This is a genomic window from Pseudomonas kielensis, from assembly GCF_030505375.1.
GTDB classification, from domain to species: domain Bacteria; phylum Pseudomonadota; class Gammaproteobacteria; order Pseudomonadales; family Pseudomonadaceae; genus Aquipseudomonas; species Aquipseudomonas kielensis.
The window spans coordinates 1,435,251-1,458,566 of record NZ_CP130043.1; the positions used below are offsets into that span (position 1 = coordinate 1,435,251).

Genomic DNA, 23,316 nt, shown 5'->3' on the forward strand with positions numbered 1-23,316 from the left:
GGCGCCCTCGCATTATCAAAAAACAATTGAAAGAGACTGTGCTTTTAGCGGGTTTTATCTTGCAGATAAATAGCCAATCATCTGCTGCATCCCATGACCACCGAGCCCAACCGCCCATGAAAGCCATCGCCTACTACCACAGCTTGCCCATCAGCGACCCGAACGCCCTGCAGGACATCGAGCTGCCAGCACCCGTCGCCGGTCCCCGTGACGTGCTGGTGGAAGTCAAAGCCATCTCCGTCAACCCGGTGGACACCAAGGTCCGCCAGAACGTCGCCCCTGAAGGTGGCGCCGCCAAAGTCCTGGGCTGGGATGTGGCCGGCGTGGTCAAGGCAGTCGGCACCGACGTGAGCCTGTTCAAGCCCGGTGACAAGGTCTACTACGCCGGTTCCATCGCCCGCGCCGGGGGCAACAGCGAGTTGCACGTGGTCGACGAACGGATTGTCGGCCACATGCCCAAGTCCCTGGGTTTTGCCGAGGCCGCAGCGCTGCCGCTGACGGCGATTACCGCCTGGGAACTGCTGTTCGAACGCCTGCAGGTGCGCGAAGGCAACACTGACGAAGGGCAAAGCCTGCTGATCGTCGGCGCTGCCGGTGGCGTCGGCTCGATCCTCACCCAACTGGCCAGCCGGCTCACGGCCCTGAAGGTCATTGGCACCGCCTCGCGCCCAGAAACCCACGCCTGGGTAGAAACCCTGGGCGCCGACCTGGTCATCGATCACCGCCTGCCGCTGAGCGAAGAGCTCAAGCGCGTCGGTCAGCCCCAGGTCACCCATGTGGCGAGCCTGACCCAGACCGACCAGCACTTCGCCCAACTGGTGGAGGCCCTGGCGCCCCAAGGCAAACTTGCACTGATCGACGATCCCAAGGCGCTGGACATCACCCAGCTCAAACGCAAGAGCCTGTCGCTGCATTGGGAGTTCATGTACACCCGCTCGCTGTTCGAGACCGCCGACATGCTGGAGCAGCACAAGCTGCTCAACCGGGTCGCCGCGCTGATCGATGACGGCACCTTGCAGACCACCGTCGGCGAGCACTTTGGCACCATCAATGCGGTCAATCTGCGACGGGCCCATGAGCTGCTGGAGAGCGGCACCGCCAAGGGCAAGATTGTCCTCGAAGGCTTCTGAATGTGAAGGGACGGACCCTGTGCGCAAGGGGAATTGCGCACAAGGCACCGTCAGTCAGAGAGTTGATCCGTGTCACAACTTTGCGTGGGTTCGAGACTACAATCGACAGCTCATGCAGTGCTTTCTTTTACGCACGGAGGTCAGCAATGAAGATCCTGATAAAAGAACTGGCAAAATCCCGGTGGCAAGTGCGCCTGGATAATCAAGCCGTAAACTTCCGCTCCGAAGCCGAAGCCCGGGCTTTTACCTCGACCCTCGAGGCCCGCTTGCACGCCCCCCATTACCTTCCCGAACCCCAGCAACGCGCGGCCGGCTGACTCACACTGGCACCTGCGCCGCACGGGCGACTTGCAGGCGACGGGTGAGCATCGCGACGCTCACCACCAATATCCCGCACAGGCTGATGACCATCGCCATCGGCATGGCCGTGCCATCGTGCAACACCCCCACCAATGCCGCTGCCCCGGCGGCGACACTGAACTGCAGGCAGCCAAGCATGGCCGAGGCACTGCCGGCGCGCGCGCCCTGCCCGCTCATCGCGCAGGCTGCGGCGTTGGGGATGATGCAGCCCAGGCTGGCGATGCAGATGAACAGCGGAATCAGCAAGGGCCAGAGTTGTTCGGTGTGCAGCGTGCTGACCGCCAGCAGGGTCAGGCCCGCCGCCAGATAGACCCACACCGCGCGCGCCAGCAGGAACGCCGGCCCGCGCTTGGACAGCAAGCGCGCATTGAGTTGCGCCACCAGAATGAAACCTGCCGCGTTGATGCCGAACAGCCAGCCGAAATGCTCCGGCGGCACGCCGTACAGCTTGATAAACACGAAGGGTGAACCGGCGATGTAGGCAAACATCCCGGCGATCGCAATGCCCCCGGTCAGGGCGTGTCCGAGGAAGACCTTGTCCGCAAGCAACCGACCGTACTGACGCAGCGCGCCGGACAATGGCTGGCGTGGCTGGTTGGCCGGCAGACTTTCCGGCAGGCCCAGGGCAACGGCCAGGGCAGACAGGGCGCTGAACGCGGTCAAGGCAATGAAGATCGACTGCCAGCCATGCAAGTTAACCAGCAACCCACCCAGCATCGGGGCGAGGATCGGGGCCAGGCCCATCACCAGCATCAATTGTGAAAAGACTTTGGCCGAGCCCACCGCATCACACTTGTCGCTGACCACCGCGCGGGAAATCACCATCCCGGCGCAACCGCCGAGGGCCTGCACAAAACGCGCGGCGATCAACCCATCCAGGCTCGGGGCGAAGGCACACGCCAGCGAAGCCAGGGTGAACAGCGTCACGCCCACCAGCAGCGGAATGCGCCGACCGAAACGATCAGCCACCGGCCCATAGGCCAACTGTCCCAGCGACAAACCGAGGAAGTACGAGGCCAGGGTCATCTGCACGTGTTTTTCGTCGGTGCCGAACGCAGCAGCCATGGCCGGGAACGCGGGCAGGTAGAAATCGATGGCCAGCGGCCCAAAAGCGCTCAAGGCGCCAAGAATCAGAATGGTACGGAAATTCATCAGGCGTCCAGCTCACATCAGTCGGCAGCCCGACAGTCTAGCCGCGCTTGGACGCCTTGAACATTCCGATAGCTCGCTAACTAACAAGTTTCATCCAGCCAACTTGACCGCATACCCTTCCTCGCTGATCGCACTGATCACCTGCTCGGCCGACAAGCTGCTTTCCACACCCACTTCCTTCGCCGCCAGGTCGATCCGCACACTGGCCGCCGGATCCTTGGCCTGCAGGGCCTGGGTAATGGTCCGGACGCAGTGACCGCACGACATACCTTGAACGTTGAATACTTGCATGGGGCATCTCCTTTGATGGGGTTGGCAGCAGTCTTGAGCTTGCCACCATGGCAAGGTCAAGTTCCGCGATAAACGGCCGGGCTGGCATTGCACCGCTTGCTCGGTCAAGCTTGGCCATCCATGACATATAAGCAGGAGACTCAGCCATGCGCTGGCACGCTTTCAGCCTACTGGGCATGCTCAGTCTTTGCGCCGCCGCCTCGCCGGCCAGTGCAGAAGACTACGCAGTACTGATCATTTCGCGCGAGCGCCTGGAAGTCGCGACCCCGTGCGAAATCGGGGTGTACATCCAGGACCAGCTGTCCGCGCGGCTGTTCCAGGAGCAGAGCACCTCGTTCAACCTGCCGCCCGGCAACTTCTCCCTGCGCCTGAAACTGCTGCCCGGCCAGGTGCCCGGCTGCAACCCCGGGATGCTTGCCCCCGGCTCACAGAACATCACCCTGCGCGCCGGTGATCTCCACAAATACCGCATCGCCATGAACGCCCAGGGCATGTACCTGAAGCAGGAGCCATTGGGTTACTGAACCCCGCCCCCACAAGGGGTGTGGCGTTTTGCACATGGCGCTTGACCTTGCCAGCATGGCAAGGTTGAACCTGTAGGTCATTTCTACAGGGAGTAAGACCGATGTCCGATTCCACCACCTTCGATCTGCCGATTGCCGGCATGACCTGCGCCAGTTGCGCCGGGCGCGTCGAGCGGGCGCTGACTAAAGTCGAGGGCGCCACCGCTGTCAGCGTCAACCTGGCGACCGAACAGGCGCGCGTCCAGGCTCCGCACGACAGCTTGCCGGCACTGATACAGGCCGTTCAGCAAGCCGGCTACAGCGTCCCCGCCCAGAGCCTGGAACTGAGCATCGGCGGCATGACCTGCGCCTCGTGCGCCGGCCGCATCGAGCGCGCGCTGCTCAAGGTGGCCGGGGTCAAAAGCGTCAGCGTCAACCTGGCGAGCGAACGGGCACACCTGGAGTTGCTCGGCCAGATTGACCCGCACGTGCTGATCAATGCCGTGACCAAGGCCGGCTACAGCGCCAGCGTCTGGCAAGCCGAGCAACGCTCCAACGACGATCAGCAACAACGCCTGCAGCGTGAACGCTGGAGCGTCCTGCTGGCCGTGCTCCTGGCGTTGCCACTGGTGCTGCCGATGCTGGTGCAACCCTTCGGCCTGCACTGGATGCTCCCGGCCTGGGTGCAGTTCATCCTGGCCACGCCGGTGCAGTTCATCTTCGGTGCGCGTTTTTATGTCGCCGCCTGGAAAGCCGTGCGCGCCGGTGCCGGCAACATGGACTTGCTGGTCGCCCTGGGCACCAGCGCCGGGTATGGCTTGAGCATCTACCTGTGGGCAACCGCCAGCGCGGGCACCGAACCCCACCTGTACTTCGAAGCCTCGGCCGTGGTCATCGCCCTGGTCTTGCTCGGCAAGTACCTGGAGAGCCGCGCCAAACGCCAGACCGCCAGCGCCATTCGGGCCCTTGAAGCCTTGCGCCCGGAGCGAGCGATCCAGGTGATCGACGGTCGCGAACAGGACGTTGCCATCAGCGCCCTGCGCCTGGGTGACCTGGTGCTGGTCAAGCCCGGCGAACGGTTCCCGGTGGACGGTGAGGTGGTCGAGGGCCAGAGCCACGCCGACGAAGCCCTGATCAGCGGTGAAAGTCTGCCGGTGCCCAAGCAGCCCGGCGACAGCGTCACCGGTGGCGCCATCAACGGCGAAGGCCGCCTGCTGGTGCGCACCCAGGCCCTCGGGGCAGAAACCGTGCTGGCGCGGATCATCCGCCTGGTCGAAGACGCCCAGGCGGGCAAGGCGCCGATTCAAAAGCTGGTGGACAAGGTCAGCCAGGTGTTCGTGCCGGTGGTGCTGCTGCTGGCCCTGGCCACCCTGATCGGTTGGTGGCTGTACGGCGCCCCTCTGGAAACCGCCGTCATCAACGCGGTGGCCGTGCTGGTGATCGCCTGTCCTTGTGCACTGGGCCTGGCCACGCCCACCGCGATCATGGCCGGAACCGGCGTCGCCGCCCGTCACGGCATTCTGATCAAGGACGCCGAAGCCCTGGAGCGCGCCCACGAAGTCAGCGTGGTGGTATTCGACAAGACCGGCACACTGACCTCCGGCACCCCGCGCATCGCCCACTTCAGCGCCGTCGACGGCAACGAAGCGACGCTGTTGCAACAAGCCGGCGCCCTGCAACGCGGTAGCGAACACCCGCTGGCCAAGGCCGTGCTGGATGCCTGTGCCGAGCGTGACCTGGCCGTGGCCGACGTCACGGCCAGCCAGTCCCTGACCGGTCGCGGCATTGCCGGCACCCTGGACGGTCGGCGATTGGCCCTGGGCAATCGCCGCCTGCTCGAGGAAAGCGGCTTGAGCGCCGGATCCCTGGCAGACTCGGCCACGGCCTGGGAAGCAGAAGGCCGGACACTGTCCTGGTTGATCGAACAAAGCCCCGAGTCGCGGGTACTGGGCCTGTTCGCCTTTGGCGACACCCTCAAGCCCGGCGCCCTGCAGGCCATCGAGGAATTGAACAGCCAGCACATCGGCAGCCACTTGCTGACAGGCGACAACCGGGGTAGCGCCAAGGTGGTCGCCCAAGCCCTGGGCATCAGCAACGTGCACGCCGAAGTGCTGCCTGCGGAAAAAGCCTCGACCGTGACCGAACTGAAGAAAACCGGGGTGGTGGCAATGGTCGGCGACGGCATCAACGACGCTCCGGCGCTGGCGGCGGCGGACATCGGCATCGCCATGGGCGGCGGCACCGACGTGGCCATGCACGCGGCCGGCATCACCCTGATGCGCGGCGACCCGCGCCTGGTACCCGCTGCGCTGGAGATCAGCCGCAAGACCTATGCGAAGATCCGCCAGAACCTGTTCTGGGCCTTCGTCTATAACCTGATCGGGATCCCGCTGGCCGCATTCGGCCTGCTCAACCCGGTCATGGCCGGTGCAGCGATGGCCCTGTCCAGCGTCAGCGTGGTCAGCAACGCCCTGCTGCTCAAGACCTGGAAACCGAAAAAACTGGAGGAGCTGGAATGAACATCGGCCAAGCCGCCCGCCAAAGTGGCCTGAGCGCCAAGATGATTCGTTATTACGAGTCGATCGGCCTGCTCAAGCCGGCACACCGCACCGACAGTGGCTACCGCCTGTATGGCGAACAAGACCTGCACAGCCTGGCCTTCATCAAGCGCTCCCGCGACCTGGGCTTCTCGTTGGAGGAAGTCGGCAAGCTGCTGGCCCTCTGGCAGGATCGCCAACGGGCCAGCGCCGACGTCAAGGCCCTGGCCCGCCAGCACATTGACGAGTTGAACCAGAAAATCCGTGAACTGGGCCAGTTGCGCGACACCCTGCAGGACCTGGTGGAGCATTGCCAGGGCGACCACCGCCCTGACTGCCCGATCCTCAAGGAACTGGCCTCGGGCTGCTGCGCCAAACCCGCTCATCGCTGACCCTGTCGGCATCCCACAAAAAACCCGGCCGAGGCCGGGTTTTTGCTGCAAGCGATTACTGCATCCAGGGCGGAGGCGGCTCTTCGGCTTTGCTCGGTGGCGCGTCGTCTGCGGCGCGGATCGCCTGGCGGCGCTCCTCGTCCAGGCGAGCAGCTTCGATCTCACGCATGATGCCGCCGACGTCCGCCAGTTCTTCCGGCTCGTCGAACTCGCCGGTCAGGATACTGGCCGGGTGCAAGGTCCCGGCTTCATACAGGGCCCACATCTCCTTGGCGTAGCGGGTGCGCTTGAGCTCCGGGGCAAAGCGCCCGAAGTACGAGGCCATGTTGCCCACATCCCGCTCGAGCATGCTGAAGGCGTGGTTGTTGCCCGCCGCATCCACCGCTTGCGGCAGGTCGATGATCACCGGACCGTCCGGCGTCAGCAGCACGTTGAACTCCGACAGGTCACCGTGCACCAGACCGGTACACAACATCAGCACGATCTGGGAAATCAGGAAAGCGTGATACTCACGGGCCTGATCGGCATCCAGCACCACGTCGTTCAGGCGTGGAGCGGCATCGCCGAACTCGTCGGCCACCAACTCCATCAGCAGCACGCCTTCCAGGAAGTCGAACGGCTTGGGCACCCGTACCCCGGCACCGGCCAGGCGGAACAACGCCGCCACTTCGGCGTTCTGCCAGGCATCCTCGGTTTCTTTTTTACCGAACTTGGAGCCCTTGGCCATGGCCCGGGCCTGTCGGCTGTTGCGCACCTTGCGGCCTTCCTGGTATTCGGCGGCCTGGCGGAAACTGCGTTTATTCGCCTCCTTGTAAACCTTGGCGCAACGTAATTCGTTGCCGCAGCGCACCACATAAACAGCTGCTTCTTTGCCACTCATGAGTGGGCGCAGCACCTCGTCGACCAGACCGTCCTCGATCAGGGGTTCAATGCGTTTTGGAGTCTTCATCAGCTTTTATTGTGGGTCCTTTATTACCAAACACGCGAAAGTCATTCGTTATACGGCAATCCACTCACGGCGGGGAGGGGTTGCCGACCTATGAACCCTGTGGATGCACTCAATGTGCCAGATTTATCCACTCAACCCTGAGGACCGAGGCAGATCATAGCCCAGACTCTGACTTAGGTTAGCAGGCCGATTAGCAGGCATTTGCGACAGATTGCGCGATCCAAAAGCCAGCCACGTGTAGGTTTTTTTCCATTAGCCCTCAATTTCCCTCTCCAGCGGCCGAAGTCATCCATGACAAAAGGATTTGTCCGACAATCGGCCAATAAGAACAAGTGTGGAGCGCGGATGAACATCAAACAAAAACTGACCTGGGCATTTGCAATCATTGCCTGCTTGCCCGTGGTCCTGGTTGCCACCCTGGTGGTGATGAACCTGCGCAGTGATGCCAAGGACACCTTTGTCGACAGCAGCGCTCGCGAGATTCGCCAGGTCAGCAACGCCATGCAAATGTTTTTCGACGGCATCAGCCAGAACGTCGACTATCTGGCCTCGCTGCCGCTGATCAAGAACACCGACGCCAGCCTCAAGACCTACATGGCCGCCAACGCGGCGGACATCCCGCAAGGCGAGATGGACAAACAAGTGTTCGCCCTCCTGCAGAACCTGGGCAACAGTCACCCCGCCTATGCCTACGCCATCGTCGGCACCAGCACCGGCGGCTACGTGTCCTGGCCCGATGACGCCAAACTGTCCAACTACGACCCGCGCCAGCGCCCCTGGTACAAGGCCGCCCAGGCCAACCCGGGCAAACCGCTGCGCACCGCGGCCTATTACTGGACCGATAACAACACCACCTACGTCAGCACCGTGCGCACCCTCGATAACCAGCTGGGGATCAATGGCGGCGTGGTCAGTATCGACGTGACGCTGACCCAGCTCACCGAACTGGTCAAACAGATCAAGCTCGGCGAAACCGGCTACCTGATGCTGATGGAAAACAACGGCACCGTGCTGGTCGACCCACAACGACCCGAGCACAACTTCAAGCCGTTGAACTCCCTGGGCGAGGGTTACGCGCAACTGGCCAAGGCCGGCAAGGGCCTGGTGGAAGTCGAACTGAACGGCGAGCGCTACATGGCCAACGTCTGGCCGTCGGAGCAACTGGGCTGGACGTTCATCGGCCTGATCAAGCAAGCCGATGTGATGAGCGAAGCGACCCAGTTGACCTGGCTGATCGCAATCATCGCCGCAGTCCTGGCGGCGGTCTTCGCCGTGGTCGGGGCCAGTTTCGCCAGCCTGATCGTGCGGCCGATCCGCAGTGTCGCCAGTGGCCTGGAAGGCATCGCGCAAGGCGAAGGCGACCTGACCCAGAACCTGCAGGTCCGTGGCAGCGACGAAACCGCGCAACTGGCCAGCTGGTTCAACCAGTTCCTGGCGGCGATTCGCAGCCTGATCCAGCACATCGGCGGCTCCGCGACCAAGATCCTCGCCAACTCCCACAACGCCACCCAGGTGTCCGGCGAGATGGCCGAAGCCGCCGGGCGCCAGCGCGAAGCGGTGGACATGGTGTCCACGGCGTTCCATGAAATGGTCGCCACCGCCAACGAGGTCGCCCGCTCGTGCAGCCAGGCCGCCGACTCGGCGGACAACGGCCAGCGCCAGGCCCACGAAGGCCAGCAACAGATCGACGCCGCCGTGAGCAGCGTTGACCGCTTGAGCCAGGAGATCGAGCAATCGGCGTTGTCCATGCAACAGCTGGAACGCGACAGCAATGACATTCAGTCGATCCTCGGCACTATCCGCTCCATTGCCGAGCAGACCAACCTGCTAGCCCTGAACGCGGCCATCGAAGCGGCGCGGGCCGGTGAACAAGGTCGCGGCTTTGCCGTGGTCGCCGACGAAGTGCGTGCCCTGGCCAAACGCACCGCCGACTCCACGGCGGAAATCGACGGCCTGCTGGGCAACCTGGCCAAACGCACCAGCCAGGTCACCCAGCAAATGCACGCCAGCCTGCAGGTTTCGCAGCAGTCAGTGAGCCGCATTGGCGAGGCACGCAACAGCTTTGGGCAAATCCGCGAATCGGTGGATGTGATCCGCGACATGAACACCCAGATCGCCACCGCCGCCGAGGAACAACACCAGGTCGCCGAAGACATCAACCGCCACATCAGCCAGATCCATGGCGACGCGCAACTGGTGGCGGAACTGGCGAACTCGGCACGCCTGGACTCCCAGAGCCTGGCCGGGTTGTCCAACGAGCTGGATGGATTGGTGCGACGGTTCCGTACCTGATCACCGGACCTGGCCTGGGCACATTCAACATCGGTGGTGCCTGACATACCGCCATCGCGAGCCGGGCGGCGCTCCGCTTGCTCGCGATGGCCTCAACAGCGCCGCATTGCTCCTGGGCCTAACGCTCGATAATCGCCGTCACCCCCTGACCACCGGCGGCGCAGATCGAGATCAGGCCTCGGCCCTGCCCCGCCACCTCCAGCAGCTTGGCCAGGTTGGCGACGATGCGCCCGCCGGTGGCGGCAAACGGGTGGCCGGCGGCCAGGGAGCTGCCCTTGACGTTGAGTCGGCTGCGGTCGATCGAGCCCAATGCCCCGTCAAGCCCCAGGCGACGCTTGCAATAGTCCTCATCTTCCCAGGCCTTCAACGTGCACAGCACTTGCGCGGCGAAGGCTTCGTGGATTTCGTAGTAGTCAAAGTCCTGCAAGGTCAGACCGTTGCGCGCCAGCAGACGCCGCACGGCATACACCGGCGCCATCAACAGCCCTTCTGCGCCGTTGACGAAGTCCACCGCCGCCGCTTCGCCATCGCGTAAATACGCCAGGATCGGCAGACCACGCGCTTGCGCCCAGGCTTCACTGCCCAACAGCACCAGGGAGGCGCCATCGGTCAGCGGCGTCGAGTTACCCGCAGTGAGTGTGCCTTGGCCACCCTTCTCGAAAGCGGGCTTGAGCGCCGCGAGTTTTTCCAGGGTCAGGTCCGCACGCAGGTTGTTGTCGCGGGTCAGGCCGAGGAACGGTGTCATCAGGTCGTTGTGCCAGCCTTCGGCATAGGCGGCGGCCATTTTCTGATGACTTTCCAGCGCCAGTTGATCCTGTTCAGCCCGGGGAATGCGCCAGGTCTGCGCCATCAACTCGCAGTGCTGGCCCATGGACAAACCGGTGCGCGGCTCACCGTTGCGCGGCAACTCCGGCAGCAAATGCCGGGGCCGCAACTGCAGGAAAGTCTTGAGCTTGTCGGCGGTGGTCTTGGCACGATTGGCCTGCAGCAGAATCTTGCGCAAGCCTTCGTTGACCCCGATCGGCGCGTCGGAGGTGGTGTCGACGCCGCCGGCAATGCCGCAGTCGATCTGTCCCAGGGCGATCTTGTTGGCCACCAGCAACGCCGCTTCCAGCCCCGTACCGCAGGCCTGCTGAATGTCGTAGGCCGGCGTGGTCGGCGACAGCCGTGAGCCGAGCACGCACTCGCGGGTCAGGTTGAAGTCCCGGGAGTGCTTGAGCACCGCCCCCGCCGCGACTTCACCCAGGCGCAAGCCGTGCAGGTTGTAGCGCTCGATCAGGCCTTCGAGCGCGGCCGTCAGCATCGCCTGGTTGCTGGCGGTAGCGTAGGGGCCATTGGAGCGGGCGAAGGGGATGCGGTTTCCACCGATGATCGCGACGCGGCGCAGCTCAGTCATGAAAAGCTCCTATTCTGTGAAAGCCATGACCCACAAGCGTAGGCCTTATCTCGCGGATCGAACGACTGATGACGATTCGTGGTCCACACTTTGAACCCCAACCGCTGGAGCGCGTTCCATGTCAGACCGCTATATCGACTTCGCCAACTCGTCCCTCGGCCACCGCGTGGTCGGCGCCCTTGGCCTGCCGTCGCCGGTCCGCCTGGAACGCTGGGAAGCCGGTCGGTTGCGGCCGGTGGACGGTGCACTGCTGCTCGGCGGCGGCCCGCTGGCCAGCAAGGTCCACGCCTTCGCCAACAAACTGACCGAGCAGATCTACAGCTACGGCGCCGAACCGCTGGTGGCCCAGGCGTGGATTCCCGGGCATGGCCCCAAGCTCAAGGCCGTGCTGTTCGATGCCAGTGATCTGCTGCACACCGACCAGCTCAAGCAACTGCGCGAGTTCTTCCAGCCCCTGCTGAAAAACCTCGACCACAGCGCCCACGTGGTGATCCTCGGGCGGGCGCCGGAAAGCCTCAGCGATCCCTTCGCCGCCAGTGCGCAGCGGGCCCTGGAAGGTTTCAGCCGCTCACTGGCCAAGGAGTTGCGCAGCGGCGGCACCTTGCAACTGCTGTACGTCGGCAGCGGTGCGGAAGATCAACTCGAAGGCGCGCTGCGGTTTTTCCTCTCGCCCAAAAGTGCCTACGTCAGCGGCCAGGTGGTGCGGCTCAACGCCTGCGCCACTCAAGTCCAGGACTGGACCCGGCCACTGGCGGGACGCCGGGCCCTGGTCACCGGTGCGGCACGCGGCATCGGTGCGGCGATTGCCGAAACCCTGGCCCGCGATGGCGCCGAAGTGGTGCTGCTGGATGTGCCGCCGGCCAAGAGCGATCTCGAAGCCCTCGCCGCTCGCCTGGGAGGCAACAGCATCACCCTGGACATCTGTGCCGAAGAGGCCGCTGCACGCCTGATCGAACAGTTGCCCCAGGGCATCGACATCGTGGTGCACAACGCCGGCATCACCCGCGACAAGACCCTGGCCAACATGACCCCGGAATTCTGGGACGCCGTGCTGGCCGTCAACCTCAATGCCCCGCAAGTGCTGACCCAGGCCTTGCTCGACAGCGGCACTCTGCAAGACAACGGCCGGGTGATCCTGCTGGCTTCGATCAGCGGCATCGCCGGTAACCGTGGCCAGACCAACTACGCCGCCAGCAAGGCCGGGCTGATCGGCCTGGCCCAGGCCTGGGCGCCGCTGCTCGGCGAACGCGGGATCAGCATCAATGCCGTGGCGCCGGGGTTCATCGAAACCCAGATGACTGCACACATTCCCTTCGCCCTGCGCGAAGCCGGGCGGCGCATGAGTTCCCTGGGCCAGGGTGGCCTGCCCCAGGATGTCGCCGAAGCCGTGGCCTGGCTGGCCCAACCCGGCAGTGGCGCGGTCAGCGGGCAAGCGCTGCGGGTCTGTGGCCAAAGTGTCCTGGGAGCCTGAGCATGACGACGAACTGGCAGGTTGTCGCGGGCGCACCGACGTTGCCCCCGCTGTATTGGCGAGCCGCGACACGACGCAAGATCACCGGCAGCGTCCTGCCCGATGATGGCCTGCGCGCCTGGCTCAACGTCGACGCCCAGGCAGTGGCGGCCTACCGCAAGGTCTGCGGATTTACCGAGAACGGCTTATTGCCGCCGACCTATCCCCATGTGCTGGCGTTCGGTCTGCAATTGCAGTTGCTCACCGCCCAGTCCTTCCCCTTCCCACTCCTGGGACTGGTACACCTGGCCAACCGCATCCGCCTGCTGCGGCCGCTGGGCGGCCTCAGCCGAGTCCAGGCCAGCGTCCATGTGCAGAACCTGCAACCCCATGCCAAGGGCGCAACGTTCGACCTGATCACCCGCCTGGACGATGCCCTGGGTCCGCTGTGGGAAGCCGAAAGCCGGATGCTGTGCAAAGGCGTGAAACTTGCGGGTGAGGCGCCTGAACCCCTCGTGCAGGATCCGCAGGATATCGACGAAGTCAGCCGCTGGTGGGCGCCGACCGAGATTGGCCGGCAGTACGCCAGGGTCTCGGGGGACTACAACCCGATTCACCTGAGCGCACTGAGTGCCCGGCTCTTCGGCTTCCCCCAGGCGATCGCCCACGGCTTGTGGATCAAGGCGCGCACCCTGGCCGCACTCAGCGGCCATCTGCCCAGCTCGAACCTGGAGATCGCGGTGCAGTTCAACAAACCGGTGCGCCTGCCCAGCGAGGTGATCCTGCTGGCCAGCGCGGCGGGTTCAAGTGGCGACTTGCAACTGAAGGGCCACCGCGCACTGCAGCATATGCACGGCCATTGGCAACCACTGGCCTGAGCGCTCAACCACGCCGGATCAGGAACACCCCCGCCAGAATCAACACCAGCCCGGCAATCTTGCCGGCGCTGATGGGGGCTTCGCGAAACCCCGCCCAACCAAAATGATCCAGCGCCAGCGCCATGCCCAGTTGCCCGGCCAGGACCAGCGCCATGAACAGCATCGCGCCAATGCGTGGCCCGGCAAACGCGGCGGTGGTGATAAAGAAAGCGCCCAGCAAACCACCGCTCCAGTGCCACCAGGTCAGGCTTTTGAGTGCCGCCAGGGTTGGGGTTTCACGCTGGATCAGCACCAGCAGCAACAGCGCCATAGTGCCGACAAAAAACGAAATCAACGCGGCAGACAGCACACTGGAAACCTGCTTGGCCAACTGGCCGTTGATCCCGGCTTGCAACGGCAGGAAGGCGCCTGCCACCAATGGCAGGCAAAGTAACCACCAGACGGGGGCCGGCATGTTGTTCTCCAAGGACTCGAATGGGTGCGCAGTATAGCGCCCGAAACCGCTGGCTTGAGCGTGTCTGGAAGTTAAGGCGCTGTCGCACTCTGGCGGCGGATTCAGCTTATGCGCACTGCGCTGGCAGGAGCCGCTTGTGGGAACAGGTTGTCCAGGGTATCCAGCAGGCGCTGGTGATAGATGGGTTTGCGGAACAGATCCAGCACTTGCAGGCGCAGCAAGTCGCTGACATCGGCCATGTCGGCATGACCCGAAATGACGATCACCGGCAGATGCTGGCGGGCAGTGTGTTCGCGCAGGCGGCGGATCAGCGACAGGCCGCTTTCTTCGGGCATGCGCAAGTCAGTGATGACCAGCGCGATATCGGGATGGCGAGTGAGCTGCTGCAAGGCCAGTTTGACCGTGGTTGCGGTGAAACAACAAAACCCCTCGAGCTCCAGCAGTTCGGCAAGCTCCAGGAGCGCATCCTCTTCATCGTCCACCAGAAGCAACTGTTGACGCGGGGAAGAAGACGCACTCATGGGTGATTCCTGTGACAGTGTTGATGACTGAAAAACACACTGCAGTTGAGCGGCTCAATCAGCTTACTAAGGAGTTGTCGGTGCTGCCGGAAGCTCTTTGGCGAGCCCCTCCGCAACCTTAGTAAAAGTACCAGTAATCGGCCCACTGATTTGCGGTACAAACACAATCACCACCAACGCCACCATCGCCACAATCAGCGCGTACTCAATCGCTGAAGCACCCTCGGTTCTACGAAAAAAACGACGTGTTTTAACCATCAGTTTCTGAAGGAACATAAGACCTCTCCTTGGCGCTCGGGGCGCTGCTGTAGCAGGGCTGCAACATGATTGCTCTCTGCCATCAGAGCATTGTCAACAAGCCCCTCCCCAGCAAGTGTAAGAAGTAACTAATCAGAAAGTATTAACACTAGTTTGTTGGAAAAAAACGCCGTATTTACAGGCACTTCCTCAGTTTATGGGCTATTTAGTTATCCGTAATGGCATTTTGGATTAGCTGCGCTACCTTCAAATAGCCAAATCGTTGAATGTTCATAGCTGCCTGATTGCGAAGTGATCTCGTTGACCTGGACGAGCAGGTATTGCAGCAGGAAAGGGAGAGCCGTCATGAACAGTCGTATCACTATGGGCCTGGCTGGGCTTCTATTGGTCGCCGCCATCATTGTCGGATATTGGGGGCTGGTCTTGAGCCGCCAATCTTCCCCCGCTGCCCCCCCGGTCAGTCCTGCCGTGGTTCTCGCCACGCCCAGCGTCATGGAACACTCCGTCGCCCAGGCGCAAGAGCAGACTCGCCAACCCGTGGTGGTGCTGGTTCGCGATGTACCGCCCTTCACTGCGCTGACTGCCGCCGACCTCGCCCTGGAGCAACTGCGCAGCGCCCCCGCCGGCAGCTTGAACAGCCTCGACCAGGCCATTGGCCGAACGCCATGGCGCCCCCTGAGTGCTGGCACCTGGTTGAGCCAGGAAAGCTTCGAGGCCGGCGGTCCGTTGGCGCGCATGATCCACCCCGATGAGCGTGCACTGGCCGTCGCCGTGGACGAAGTGGTCGGCGCTGGCGGGCAACTGCTGCCAGGCGACTATGTCGATGTCCTGCTGTACCTGCGCCAGGACCAGAGCAACGCGCAACAGTCGGCACAAATCGTGGTGCCGGCGATGCGCGTACTGGGTGTCGGCGAACAGTTCGGCCTGACCAATGACGGCAAGCCCGCCACCCCTGCCGCCAGCCCCGAGGAAAAGCTCAAGCAAGATCAACGGCGGCTTGCCGCTCGCACAATTGTGCTGGCGGTCCCCGAACAACTGCTAAGCCGCCTGATGCTGGCGACGCAAGCCGGCACCCTGCGCCTGGCCGTACGCAGCAACGAAGAACAGCGCCTGGCCAAGTACTGGGCCGGCGAACCCGACTCGGCGGCCAACCTCCAGACCAGCAACCGCCAGCTATTCCAGTTCAACCAACTGGCGCTGGGTGAAGCGCCTGTAAACCTCCCGGCCAGCAGTAAACAAACGACGATGCCTCGGCGTGCGATCGAGGTGATACGTGGCAACCAGGTGACCCAACAAACCCCCTGATCGAGCAAGGATGCATGTCTATGCATAGTCGTTCCATGCTGCTCTACCATCGCGTGATCTGTGCCTTGCTCCTGGCGGGGCTGCCGGTCGATGTCGCCCTGGCCTCTTCGGGCAATTGCAGCGCGCTGGACTCATTGCCCGCCGTGCTGGAGGTGGGGGAAGGATTGCAACAGGTCCTGCAATCGCCCGTGGCGATTACTCGCCTGGCCATCGGCGATCCGAAAATTGCCGACGTTCATCCCAGCGGCAGCAATGCCTTCCTGCTCACCGGAATGGCGCCGGGGGCTACCAGCCTGATGGTCTGGACCGCCTGCTCGAGCGCTCCGCGGCAAAGCATGGTGTTCGTCCAGGGCAAGGCCACGGCGGCCATGACCCGCGCCGCCGAGCTGCCCTCCGAAGACACCCTGCTGCCCAGCCAGGTACAGACCGACATTCGATTTGTGGAAGTCAGCCGAACCAAGCTCAAGGAAGCTTCGGCCTCGATTTTCGGGACCCGTGGCAACTTTCTGTTTGGCTCCCCCAGAACACTTCCCACCATCGACGGCGTGGTCCAGGGTCGTCTGCCGGTGAACAACGACCAGTTCAACTTCTCCTGGATCGGCGGCAAGACCATGGTGATGATCAATGCCCTGGAAGGCAGCGGGTTTGCCTACACCCTGGCCCGCCCAAGCCTGGTGGCGCTCAGTGGCCAGAGCGCGAGTTTCCTGGCCGGCGGCGAAGTCCCGATTCCGGTTCCCAGTTCCGGCAGCGACAACGTGTCCATCGAGTACAAGGAGTTCGGGATTCGCCTGACCCTGACCCCGACCATCGTCGGGCGCAATCGGATTTCCCTCAAGGTGGCACCGGAAGTCAGCGAACTGGATTTCAGCAATGCCGTGAACATCGCCGGCACCCTGGTTCCAGCCCTGACCATCCGGCGTACCGACACCAGCATTTCCCTGGCGGACGGTGAAAGCTTTGTCATCAGCGGCCTGATCAGCACCCGCAACAGCTCCCAGGTCAACAAGTTTCCCGGGCTGGGGGACATCCCGATCCTCGGCGCGTTCTTTCGCGAGACGAACATCAATCGCGAGGAGCGCGAGCTGCTGATGATCGTCACCCCGCACCTGGTGCAACCACTGGCGGCCGATGCCCAGCTGCCGTCCCTGCCGGGTGAAAAACTGCGCAACTACGACCCGAATTTCTACCGCATGTTCTTCCTGGAAAACGGCAATTTCGACAAACGCAGCGGGTTATCGCAATGAGCCAAAGCCAGAGCCTGAGCCAGACCTTTGTCGCCATCACGCGCAACAGCACCGACCTTGAGTGGCTGCAAGGAGCGCTGGCGCCTCTGGGCCAGGTGGTCAGCGCTGGCGCCGGTAGCCTTGACGAGTTGCTGGCACTGGTCGACGTGACCTTCGCCAGCCTGGTGTTTGTCGGCCTGGACCGGGAACACGTGGTGGCCCAGAGCGCCCTGATCGAGGGCGCCCTGGAAGCCAAGCCGATGCTGGCGATCGTCGCCCTGGGCGACGGCATGGACAATCAACTGGTGCTCAACGCGATGCGCGCCGGGGCGCGGGATTTTGTCGCCTATGGCTCACGCGCCAGTGAGGTGGCCGGGCTGGTGCGCCGCTTGAGCAAGCGTCTGCCGCCGGTGGTGCCCAACACCCAAATGGGAGGATTGAGCGTGTTGTTCGGCACCCAAAGCGACGCCGACGGCGCACTGCTCTCCAGTCACCTGGCGCTGGTCGTGCAAAAGAGCGGCCAGCAGACCCTGCTGCTGGACCTGGGATTACCCCGCGGCGACAGCCTGGCCTTGCTCGGGCTGGAAAGCTCGTTCCACTTCGGTGACGCGCTGCGTCATCTGCGGCGTATCGATGCAACCTTGATCGACAGTGCCTTTACCTGCACGCCAAGCGGTATGCGCATCCTCGCCTACGCCAGCAATGATGAGCCCCTGGAGCACACCAGTGCCGCCGAGCTCTACATGCTGCTCAGCGCCTTGCGCCAACACTTCCAGCACATCGTGGTGAACCTCACCGGCCAGCCTGACAGCGAAGCAGTGCGAACCTTCGTCAGCCACTGCGACAAGTTGCTGTGGTACACCGACCAAAGCGTGCTCGACTGTCGACGCAACCTGGCCGTGCTCAACGTGTGGCGTGAAAAAGGTATGAAGCTGGAACATGCCCAACTGCTGGTGGATCGCTACCTGCGCAATGTGGCGCCCGACTCGCAAACCCTGGGTAAAAGCTTTGGCCTGGAAGTCATGGCCACGCTGGCCTACAGCCCCGAGGTGCGGCTCAACGCGAAAAACCAGGGGGTCACCCTGTTCGAACTGGCCCCCCGCGAAGGCCTTACCCAAGCCCTGCGCACCCTGGGAGAACGGCTGGCCCGGCGCTCCGAACACCCGGACACACCCAAGTCCAGCTGGCTGAACCGTCTGCGAGGCAGCAAATGAGCAGCGAAAAACTGTTTGGCGCCACGGCCCGGCCGACGGTCGGCAACGGCGATCACGAAGGCCTGAAACCGGTCCTGCATCGCTACATCATCGACGCCATCGAGGAGTCCGGAAAAAACCTGCTGGAAGGCTCCCGCCAACTGCTGGCGCAGTTTGTCACCGACAAGGTCGCCGACTACATCGCGCGCCTGCACCTGGCCATATCGCGCTATGAAATGGAGCGCCTGGCGGAAGAAATCGTCGATGAGCTGACCGGTTTCGGCCCCCTGGAAGTGCTGCTGCGCGACCCCACCGTGACCGAGATTCTGGTCAACGGCCCACACCGGGTATTCATCGAGCGCGATGGGGTGTTGCACCAGAGTGACCTGCGTTTCATCGACGCGCACCACGTCGAACGGGTCATGCAACGCATCCTCGCGCCCCTGGGTCGGCGTCTGGACGAGTCCTCGCCAATGGTCGATGCACGCATGCCCGACGGCAGCCGGGTCAATGCGATCATCCCGCCGATTGCCCTGGATGGCCCCTGCCTGTCGATTCGAAAATTCCGCAAGGACATGCTCAAGAGCAGCGACCTGATGACCATGCAGACCATCGACCAGGCGATTTTCGAGTTCATCCAGGAAGCCGTCGGCCGCCGCTGCAACATCCTCATCAGTGGCGGTACCGGCACCGGCAAGACCACCTTGCTGAACATCCTCAGCCAGTTGATCAACCCCCACGAACGCCTGGTCACCATCGAAGATATTGCCGAACTGCAGTTGGGCCACCCCCATGTGGTGCGCCTGGAAACCCGCCCGCCGAATGCCGAGGGCCATGGCGAGGTCAAGGCCAGCGACCTGATCCGCAACGCCCTGCGGATGCGCCCGGACCGCATCATCCTCGGGGAGATTCGCGGCGTCGAAGTGCTCGACGTGCTGACGGCGATGAACACCGGCCACGACGGCTCGATGAGCACCGTGCACGCCAACAACGCCCAGGACGCCCTGTTGCGCCTGGAGACCCTGGTGGGCCTGACAGGCCGCCAGATCGCCGAGCGCACGCTGCGCCAGATGATCTGCGCCGCGCTCGATGTGGTGATCCAGTTGACGCGCATGCCCGACGGTCGACGCTGCGTCAGCGAGGTGGTGGAAGTGGTGGGCATTCGCGACGACATCTACGTCACCAACACCCTGTTTCGCCTCGACCGTCGCACCGGCTTCGGCTTCCTGCGCGAGGCGGTCAATCCCGCTGGCGACAAGCTGCGCCGGGAAACAGGCCTGACACTCAACTGACCTGGCGAGGCCACCACCATGCTTGCACCGCTATTGCTGAGCCTGATTTGCCTGGTATTGCTCGGCTTGTCGATCCACCTGTTCTTTCGCGGTGTGCGCCAAACCGGCATCGAGCGTGTGATGGACCGCCTGGCCCAGGGGCAACCACAGCTTGAGTTGCAAAAGACCCGCTGGAGTGGCCTGGACCGCGCTTTCCTGCGGGCAGGCATGGGGCGCCCAACCGAGCGCATGGGGCTCTGGTTGCTGCTCTGGAGCCTGTCGATACTGATCGGCTTTGCAGTGGCCGGCTGGTCGGGGCTGCTGGCTTTGTTACTGCTGCCGCCGCTGGCACTGCGACTGTACATCGCCTGGCGCTATCAACGCCGTGTACGGCGGATGATCGAGCAACTGCCGCAACTGCTCGATCACACCGTGCGCAGCCTCAAGTCCGGGAGAACCCTGGCGGACGCGGTAATGGGCAGTATCGAAGCCAGCGCCGACCCACTGAAAAACGCCTTGGCTCGCGTGCAACGCAACGTGCAACTGGGGGTCAATCTACCCGATGCCGTCCACGACTTTGCCGAGCTCTACGACCGGGATGTACTGCGCATGTTCGCCCTGGGGTTGAAGGTCAACCATCGTTATGGCGGCAATGCCAGCGAACTGCTGGAGAACCTGATCAAGCTGATTCGCGAACGCGAACAGGGGGCGCGCCAACTGCGCGCGATGACGGGCGAGACTCGCTTGACCGCTTGGGTACTGGGACTGCTGCCAACTTGCCTGGCGTGTTATTTCCTGATTACCAACCCCAATTACATGCTCAGTATGTGGCGCGACCCCAGCGGCCAGCACATGTTGATCAGCGCGGTAGTGCTGCAGAGCTGCGGTTCCCTGGCGCTGTGGCGCATGTTGCGGAGTATTTGAGATGGCGATCCTGGCCAGTGCTTTTTTGTTGCTCGCCGCCGCCATCCTGGCTCTGGGCAGCGTGCTGCAGCAACGACGGCGTGAGCGTCAGGTAGCGCAACGCCTGCAAGGCCAGATGGTGCGCGACAGCCGCCTGAGCAATTACCTGCGCGTACTGGGCGACAACAGGCTCAGCCAGCGCTCGGTAAGCACCGACAACGAGACCCTGGCCTTGCTCGCTCGCCTGGGTTGGCGTCGAGCTAGTGATCGCTCGTTATTTGCCGCGATCCAGGTCGGTACGCCCTTGCTGGTGCTGGGGCTGGCGGTGTTTTTGCGCGAGATTTTTTTCCCTGCCGCCAGTCATCCCTGGTTAGTGCCATTGCTGCTGATGGGCGTTGGCTACCTGCTGCCAAAACGGGTATTGGCCTACGCGGCCAAACGCCGGCAACAGATCATTGCCAGAGAAATCTCTACCTTTATCCCCTTGCTGCGCATCCTCTTCGAATCAGGCATGGCCGTGGAACAGGCACTTCGGGTGTTGAGCACGCAAGCGCAAAAACTGCTGCCGGAACTGACCAGCGAACTGCGCCTGGTCCTGGCTCGGGTCGACTCGGGCCTGGAGCTGGGCCAGGAGTTGAACCAGAGTGCAAAACTGTTGGCCGTGGATGAGTTCAACGACACCTGCGTGATCCTCCAGCAACTGATTCAGCAAGGTGGCGGCGCAATGAAATCGCTGCTGGCGCTCAAGCAACTGCTCGACGATCGACGCCTCACACACCAGCAGGAATACATCTCGAAAATGTCCGCGAAAATGTCGGTGGTGATGATGGTGTTTCTGTTTCCGGCCTTGCTGATCGTTCTGGGTGGCCCAGGCTTCACCGCCATTGCCCGCGCGTTTGGCTCTTAGAGAGAAGCTGATGAGAATAATGATGCTTGCAGCAAGTGTGTTGATGCTCGGCGGTTGCGCTACGGGAGGGGCTGCCCCCTGGTCGGCGCTGACTGCATCGGGCAGTTGCGCTCGGCTCAATTCCGAGCAGGAGCTGGCGGTCAACCTGGCCGACGACATGGCCAGCGACGGCAAGCTGCACGCAAGCCTGGCCAATCTGGAAAAGCTCCCCGACAACCTCAACGAAGTGCGCTTGCGCAAAGCCCGGGCCTATCGCCTGCTGGGACGCAGCGAAGCCGAGCCGCTGTACCGCAGCCTGATCGGCAGTTGTGTATCGGCTGAAGCGGAACATGGCCTGGGCCAGTTGTATGCGGCTCGCGGTGATAACGGCCAGGCCCAGGCGCATCTGCAACGGGCTGCGCGCCTGGCGCCTACCAATGAGAAAATCCGCAATGATCTGGGTGTGGTCTACCTCAACCAGTTACGCCTGGACGAGGCGCGTTTCGAATTTCTCACCGCCATTGAACTGAAGCAGAGTGACCCCTTGCCGGCGGTCAATCTGGTGACGCTGCTGATCTATCAGGACAATTGGAAGCAAGCCGCCGAAGTGGTCAGCAGTGCCGGGCTGAGCCCGGAACAATTCACCAACGCCCGGGCCCACGCGGAACGACTCAAGGTTCCGGCCACCGTCAGGACGGCTGCCAGCGACCGGGTTGCTGCGGCCGACACCCCATCGATCAGCCTCAAGTAACCCGCAGGAGAACCGCAGATGAAACTAACGACTGTTGGCTGTCTGGTCCTGCTGGGCCTGCCCCTGAGCGCCGTGGCGATTGAGTCGGGGCCCGCTTCGGCGCAACAACAGGAAACCGAAGGGTGGCTGGTGCTGCAAAGCAGCAACCAGGCCGCCTCCGCTACGCCACAGACCGCAACCGCCACCGAGCGCGAATTGGCGCTGCAGCGCTGGCTGAAGAAGTACAACTACAGCATTCCGGATTTCTACGATCAGGACAGTGCCGGCGAGATGTCGTCCGGCAACTGACCGGCGGACCGCCCTCGACTAATGCGCAGTCACTTGCCGGCGCATTCCCGAATTGCTCGGCGACAGCGCCAACGCCAATTGCGTGCGGTTATGCATGTGGGTCAAGCGCAGGACCTGGGACACATACAGCTTCACCGTGTTCTCGGTGATGCCCAGCTCACAGGCGATCTGGTAGTTGGTCTGGCCCTTGCCGACCAGGCGCGCGACGTCCAGCTGACGGGGCGAGAGCTGGTTGAACAGGGCCGGGATCTGGGCCTGGTCCGCATGACTGTCAGCGTCGGTGGCGGGGTTGTGCGAGGCCTCCACTGACGGTGTCCGGCGGACTTTGTCGATGTCCTGGTAGAGGTCGTTGATGGTTTCGGAAAGATGCTGCAGCTTCTGGTTCAAATGCCCCAGTTGCAAGTCCTTCTGCCGCTCCTGCAGGGCTGCTTCCTGGCGCTGCAGGCCTTCGAGCAGTTCGTTGAGGTTGATCGGTTTCTGGTAATAGTCCGCGATCCCGGCCCGCAGCGCCTTGATCACATCCTGCTTGTCGGCTCGCCCGGTGAGCATGATCGCTTCGAACGCTCGATGCTTGCCCGCCACCCGCTGCAGCGCATGCACCAGCTCGATGCCATCGAGGTCCGGCATGTGCAGGTCACAGAGCACCAGGCCGATGTCGGCGTCCTCGCTGAAGCACTCGATGGCCTGTTGGCCGGACCCACAGGGAATGCAGACGTAACCGCTGCTTTCCAGGAATTCGCAGAGTTCTTCAACAATCAACGTTTCGTCGTCGACCACCAATACTTTTACCGCCGATGTGGACTTGTTCACTCGCCACTCCATGTTCAGGCCAAGCGCTGATGACTGCCGTACCAATAGCCGGGAACCGTACAACTTGTGACCTGAAAATAGACGTACTTCCTGACTATGTACATAGCAAGATGGCGGCGCGGA

At 63.0% G+C, this 23,316-nt stretch carries 24 protein-coding genes and 1 pseudogene; 17 read left to right on the forward strand and 8 right to left on the reverse strand.

From position 1 onward, the window contains the following. Nucleotides 1-116: 116 nt before the first annotated feature. Entirely contained in the window at nt 117-1,130 is a 1,014-nt protein-coding gene (locus Q1W70_RS06930; protein ID WP_166590907.1) for a zinc-binding alcohol dehydrogenase family protein, read from the forward strand. 146 nt (nt 1,131-1,276) lie between these two features. Beyond that, nucleotides 1,277-1,447, forward strand: a complete 171-nt coding sequence (locus Q1W70_RS06935; protein WP_166590908.1) for a hypothetical protein — start codon at nt 1,277-1,279, stop codon at nt 1,445-1,447. Between the two features lies 1 nt (nt 1,448). On the opposite strand, the gene Q1W70_RS06940 is transcribed toward Q1W70_RS06935, so the two are convergent. Continuing rightward, nucleotides 1,449-2,642 carry a multidrug effflux MFS transporter gene (locus Q1W70_RS06940; RefSeq protein ID WP_166590909.1) on the reverse strand — a complete coding sequence of 398 codons (1,194 nt, stop codon included), beginning with the start codon at nt 2,640-2,642 and terminating at the stop codon, nt 1,449-1,451. 90 nt (nt 2,643-2,732) lie between these two features. Then, nucleotides 2,733-2,933, reverse strand: coding sequence for a heavy-metal-associated domain-containing protein (locus tag Q1W70_RS06945; protein ID WP_166590910.1), 201 nt, complete (start codon nt 2,931-2,933; stop codon nt 2,733-2,735). A gap of 146 nt (nt 2,934-3,079) precedes the next feature. Between Q1W70_RS06945 and Q1W70_RS06950 the strand changes: the two genes are divergently transcribed. From Q1W70_RS06950 to cueR, 3 genes are all read left to right on the forward strand, one after another. Continuing rightward, nucleotides 3,080-3,457: a hypothetical protein gene (locus Q1W70_RS06950; RefSeq protein WP_166590911.1), complete on the forward strand. Its 378-nt coding sequence runs from the start codon at nt 3,080-3,082 to the stop codon at nt 3,455-3,457. Between the two features lie 101 nt (nt 3,458-3,558). Next, entirely contained in the window at nt 3,559-5,955 is a 2,397-nt protein-coding gene (locus tag Q1W70_RS06955; protein WP_182343357.1) for a heavy metal translocating P-type ATPase, read from the forward strand. Next, nucleotides 5,952-6,365 carry a Cu(I)-responsive transcriptional regulator gene (gene cueR, locus Q1W70_RS06960; RefSeq protein ID WP_166590913.1) on the forward strand — a complete coding sequence of 138 codons (414 nt, stop codon included), beginning with the start codon at nt 5,952-5,954 and terminating at the stop codon, nt 6,363-6,365. Before Q1W70_RS06955 ends, cueR begins: the two co-directional genes overlap by 4 nt. Before the next feature lie 55 nt (nt 6,366-6,420). Here the strand turns inward: cueR and Q1W70_RS06965 are convergent, their stop codons facing one another. Next, nucleotides 6,421-7,314 (reverse strand): PA4780 family RIO1-like protein kinase, encoded by an 894-nt coding sequence (locus Q1W70_RS06965; protein WP_095170209.1) that lies wholly within the window; start codon nt 7,312-7,314, stop codon nt 6,421-6,423. Between the two features lie 507 nt (nt 7,315-7,821). Here Q1W70_RS06965 and Q1W70_RS27240 point away from each other — a divergent pair. After that, nucleotides 7,822-8,748: pseudogene (locus tag Q1W70_RS27240) on the forward strand (HAMP domain-containing protein); the annotation flags it as partial. A 129-nt stretch (nt 8,749-8,877) separates the two neighbouring features. Then, nucleotides 8,878-9,606 carry a methyl-accepting chemotaxis protein gene (locus tag Q1W70_RS27245; protein ID WP_371927859.1) on the forward strand — a complete coding sequence of 243 codons (729 nt, stop codon included), beginning with the start codon at nt 8,878-8,880 and terminating at the stop codon, nt 9,604-9,606. A 118-nt stretch (nt 9,607-9,724) separates the two neighbouring features. Here the strand turns inward: Q1W70_RS27245 and Q1W70_RS06975 are convergent, their stop codons facing one another. After that, nucleotides 9,725-11,002: an acetyl-CoA C-acetyltransferase gene (locus Q1W70_RS06975; RefSeq protein ID WP_302098707.1), complete on the reverse strand. Its 1,278-nt coding sequence runs from the start codon at nt 11,000-11,002 to the stop codon at nt 9,725-9,727. Nucleotides 11,003-11,120: 118 nt separating this feature from the next. Here Q1W70_RS06975 and Q1W70_RS06980 point away from each other — a divergent pair, with 118 nt between their 5' ends. Next, complete coding sequence (locus tag Q1W70_RS06980) at nt 11,121-12,473, forward strand: 3-oxoacyl-ACP reductase (RefSeq protein WP_166590916.1); 1,353 nt, start codon at nt 11,121-11,123, stop codon at nt 12,471-12,473. Nucleotides 12,474-12,475: 2 nt separating this feature from the next. Then, a complete protein-coding gene (locus Q1W70_RS06985) occupies nt 12,476-13,330 on the forward strand; it encodes a MaoC family dehydratase (RefSeq protein WP_166590917.1) in 855 nt (284 codons plus the stop codon). Between the two features lie 4 nt (nt 13,331-13,334). Here Q1W70_RS06985 and Q1W70_RS06990 read toward each other — a convergent pair whose 3' ends face one another. The 3 genes from Q1W70_RS06990 to Q1W70_RS07000 form a co-directional block, all read right to left on the reverse strand. Beyond that, nucleotides 13,335-13,784 carry a DMT family transporter gene (locus Q1W70_RS06990; RefSeq protein ID WP_166590918.1) on the reverse strand — a complete coding sequence of 150 codons (450 nt, stop codon included), beginning with the start codon at nt 13,782-13,784 and terminating at the stop codon, nt 13,335-13,337. 101 nt (nt 13,785-13,885) lie between these two features. Beyond that, nucleotides 13,886-14,305, reverse strand: coding sequence for a response regulator (locus tag Q1W70_RS06995; RefSeq protein ID WP_166590919.1), 420 nt, complete (start codon nt 14,303-14,305; stop codon nt 13,886-13,888). Between the two features lie 66 nt (nt 14,306-14,371). Beyond that, a complete protein-coding gene (locus Q1W70_RS07000) occupies nt 14,372-14,581 on the reverse strand; it encodes a Flp family type IVb pilin (protein ID WP_166590920.1) in 210 nt (69 codons plus the stop codon). A 327-nt stretch (nt 14,582-14,908) separates the two neighbouring features. On the opposite strand from Q1W70_RS07000, the gene cpaB reads away from it, so the two are divergent. Genes cpaB through Q1W70_RS07040 form a run of 8 tightly spaced genes read left to right on the forward strand, consistent with a single transcriptional unit; the run spans nt 14,909 to nt 22,383 of the window. After that, the gene (cpaB, locus tag Q1W70_RS07005; RefSeq protein WP_166590921.1) at nt 14,909-15,868 is read left to right on the forward strand and encodes a Flp pilus assembly protein CpaB; all 960 of its coding nucleotides are present in this window, start codon (nt 14,909-14,911) and stop codon (nt 15,866-15,868) included. Nucleotides 15,869-15,888: 20 nt separating this feature from the next. Beyond that, on the forward strand, nt 15,889-17,112 hold the full coding sequence (locus tag Q1W70_RS07010; protein WP_166590922.1) for a type II and III secretion system protein family protein: 1,224 nt from the start codon (nt 15,889-15,891) through the stop codon (nt 17,110-17,112). Then, a complete protein-coding gene (locus Q1W70_RS07015; RefSeq protein ID WP_182343345.1) occupies nt 17,109-18,305 on the forward strand; it encodes a CpaE/TadZ family protein in 1,197 nt (398 codons plus the stop codon). Before Q1W70_RS07010 ends, Q1W70_RS07015 begins: the two co-directional genes overlap by 4 nt. Then, the gene (locus Q1W70_RS07020) at nt 18,302-19,576 is read left to right on the forward strand and encodes a TadA family conjugal transfer-associated ATPase (protein WP_166590924.1); all 1,275 of its coding nucleotides are present in this window, start codon (nt 18,302-18,304) and stop codon (nt 19,574-19,576) included. The genes Q1W70_RS07015 and Q1W70_RS07020 overlap by 4 nt, the downstream gene beginning before the upstream one ends. Before the next feature lie 18 nt (nt 19,577-19,594). After that, entirely contained in the window at nt 19,595-20,479 is an 885-nt protein-coding gene (locus tag Q1W70_RS07025) for a type II secretion system F family protein (RefSeq protein WP_166590925.1), read from the forward strand. A 1-nt stretch (nt 20,480) separates the two neighbouring features. Then, nucleotides 20,481-21,365, forward strand: coding sequence for a type II secretion system F family protein (locus Q1W70_RS07030; RefSeq protein WP_166590926.1), 885 nt, complete (start codon nt 20,481-20,483; stop codon nt 21,363-21,365). A 10-nt stretch (nt 21,366-21,375) separates the two neighbouring features. Further along, nucleotides 21,376-22,095 (forward strand): tetratricopeptide repeat protein, encoded by a 720-nt coding sequence (locus Q1W70_RS07035; protein ID WP_302098708.1) that lies wholly within the window; start codon nt 21,376-21,378, stop codon nt 22,093-22,095. An 18-nt stretch (nt 22,096-22,113) separates the two neighbouring features. Continuing rightward, nucleotides 22,114-22,383 (forward strand): DUF3613 domain-containing protein, encoded by a 270-nt coding sequence (locus Q1W70_RS07040; protein WP_302098709.1) that lies wholly within the window; start codon nt 22,114-22,116, stop codon nt 22,381-22,383. 18 nt (nt 22,384-22,401) lie between these two features. Here Q1W70_RS07040 and Q1W70_RS07045 read toward each other — a convergent pair whose 3' ends face one another. Beyond that, nucleotides 22,402-23,193: a response regulator transcription factor gene (locus tag Q1W70_RS07045; protein WP_166590929.1), complete on the reverse strand. Its 792-nt coding sequence runs from the start codon at nt 23,191-23,193 to the stop codon at nt 22,402-22,404. Nucleotides 23,194-23,316 lie beyond the last annotated feature (123 nt).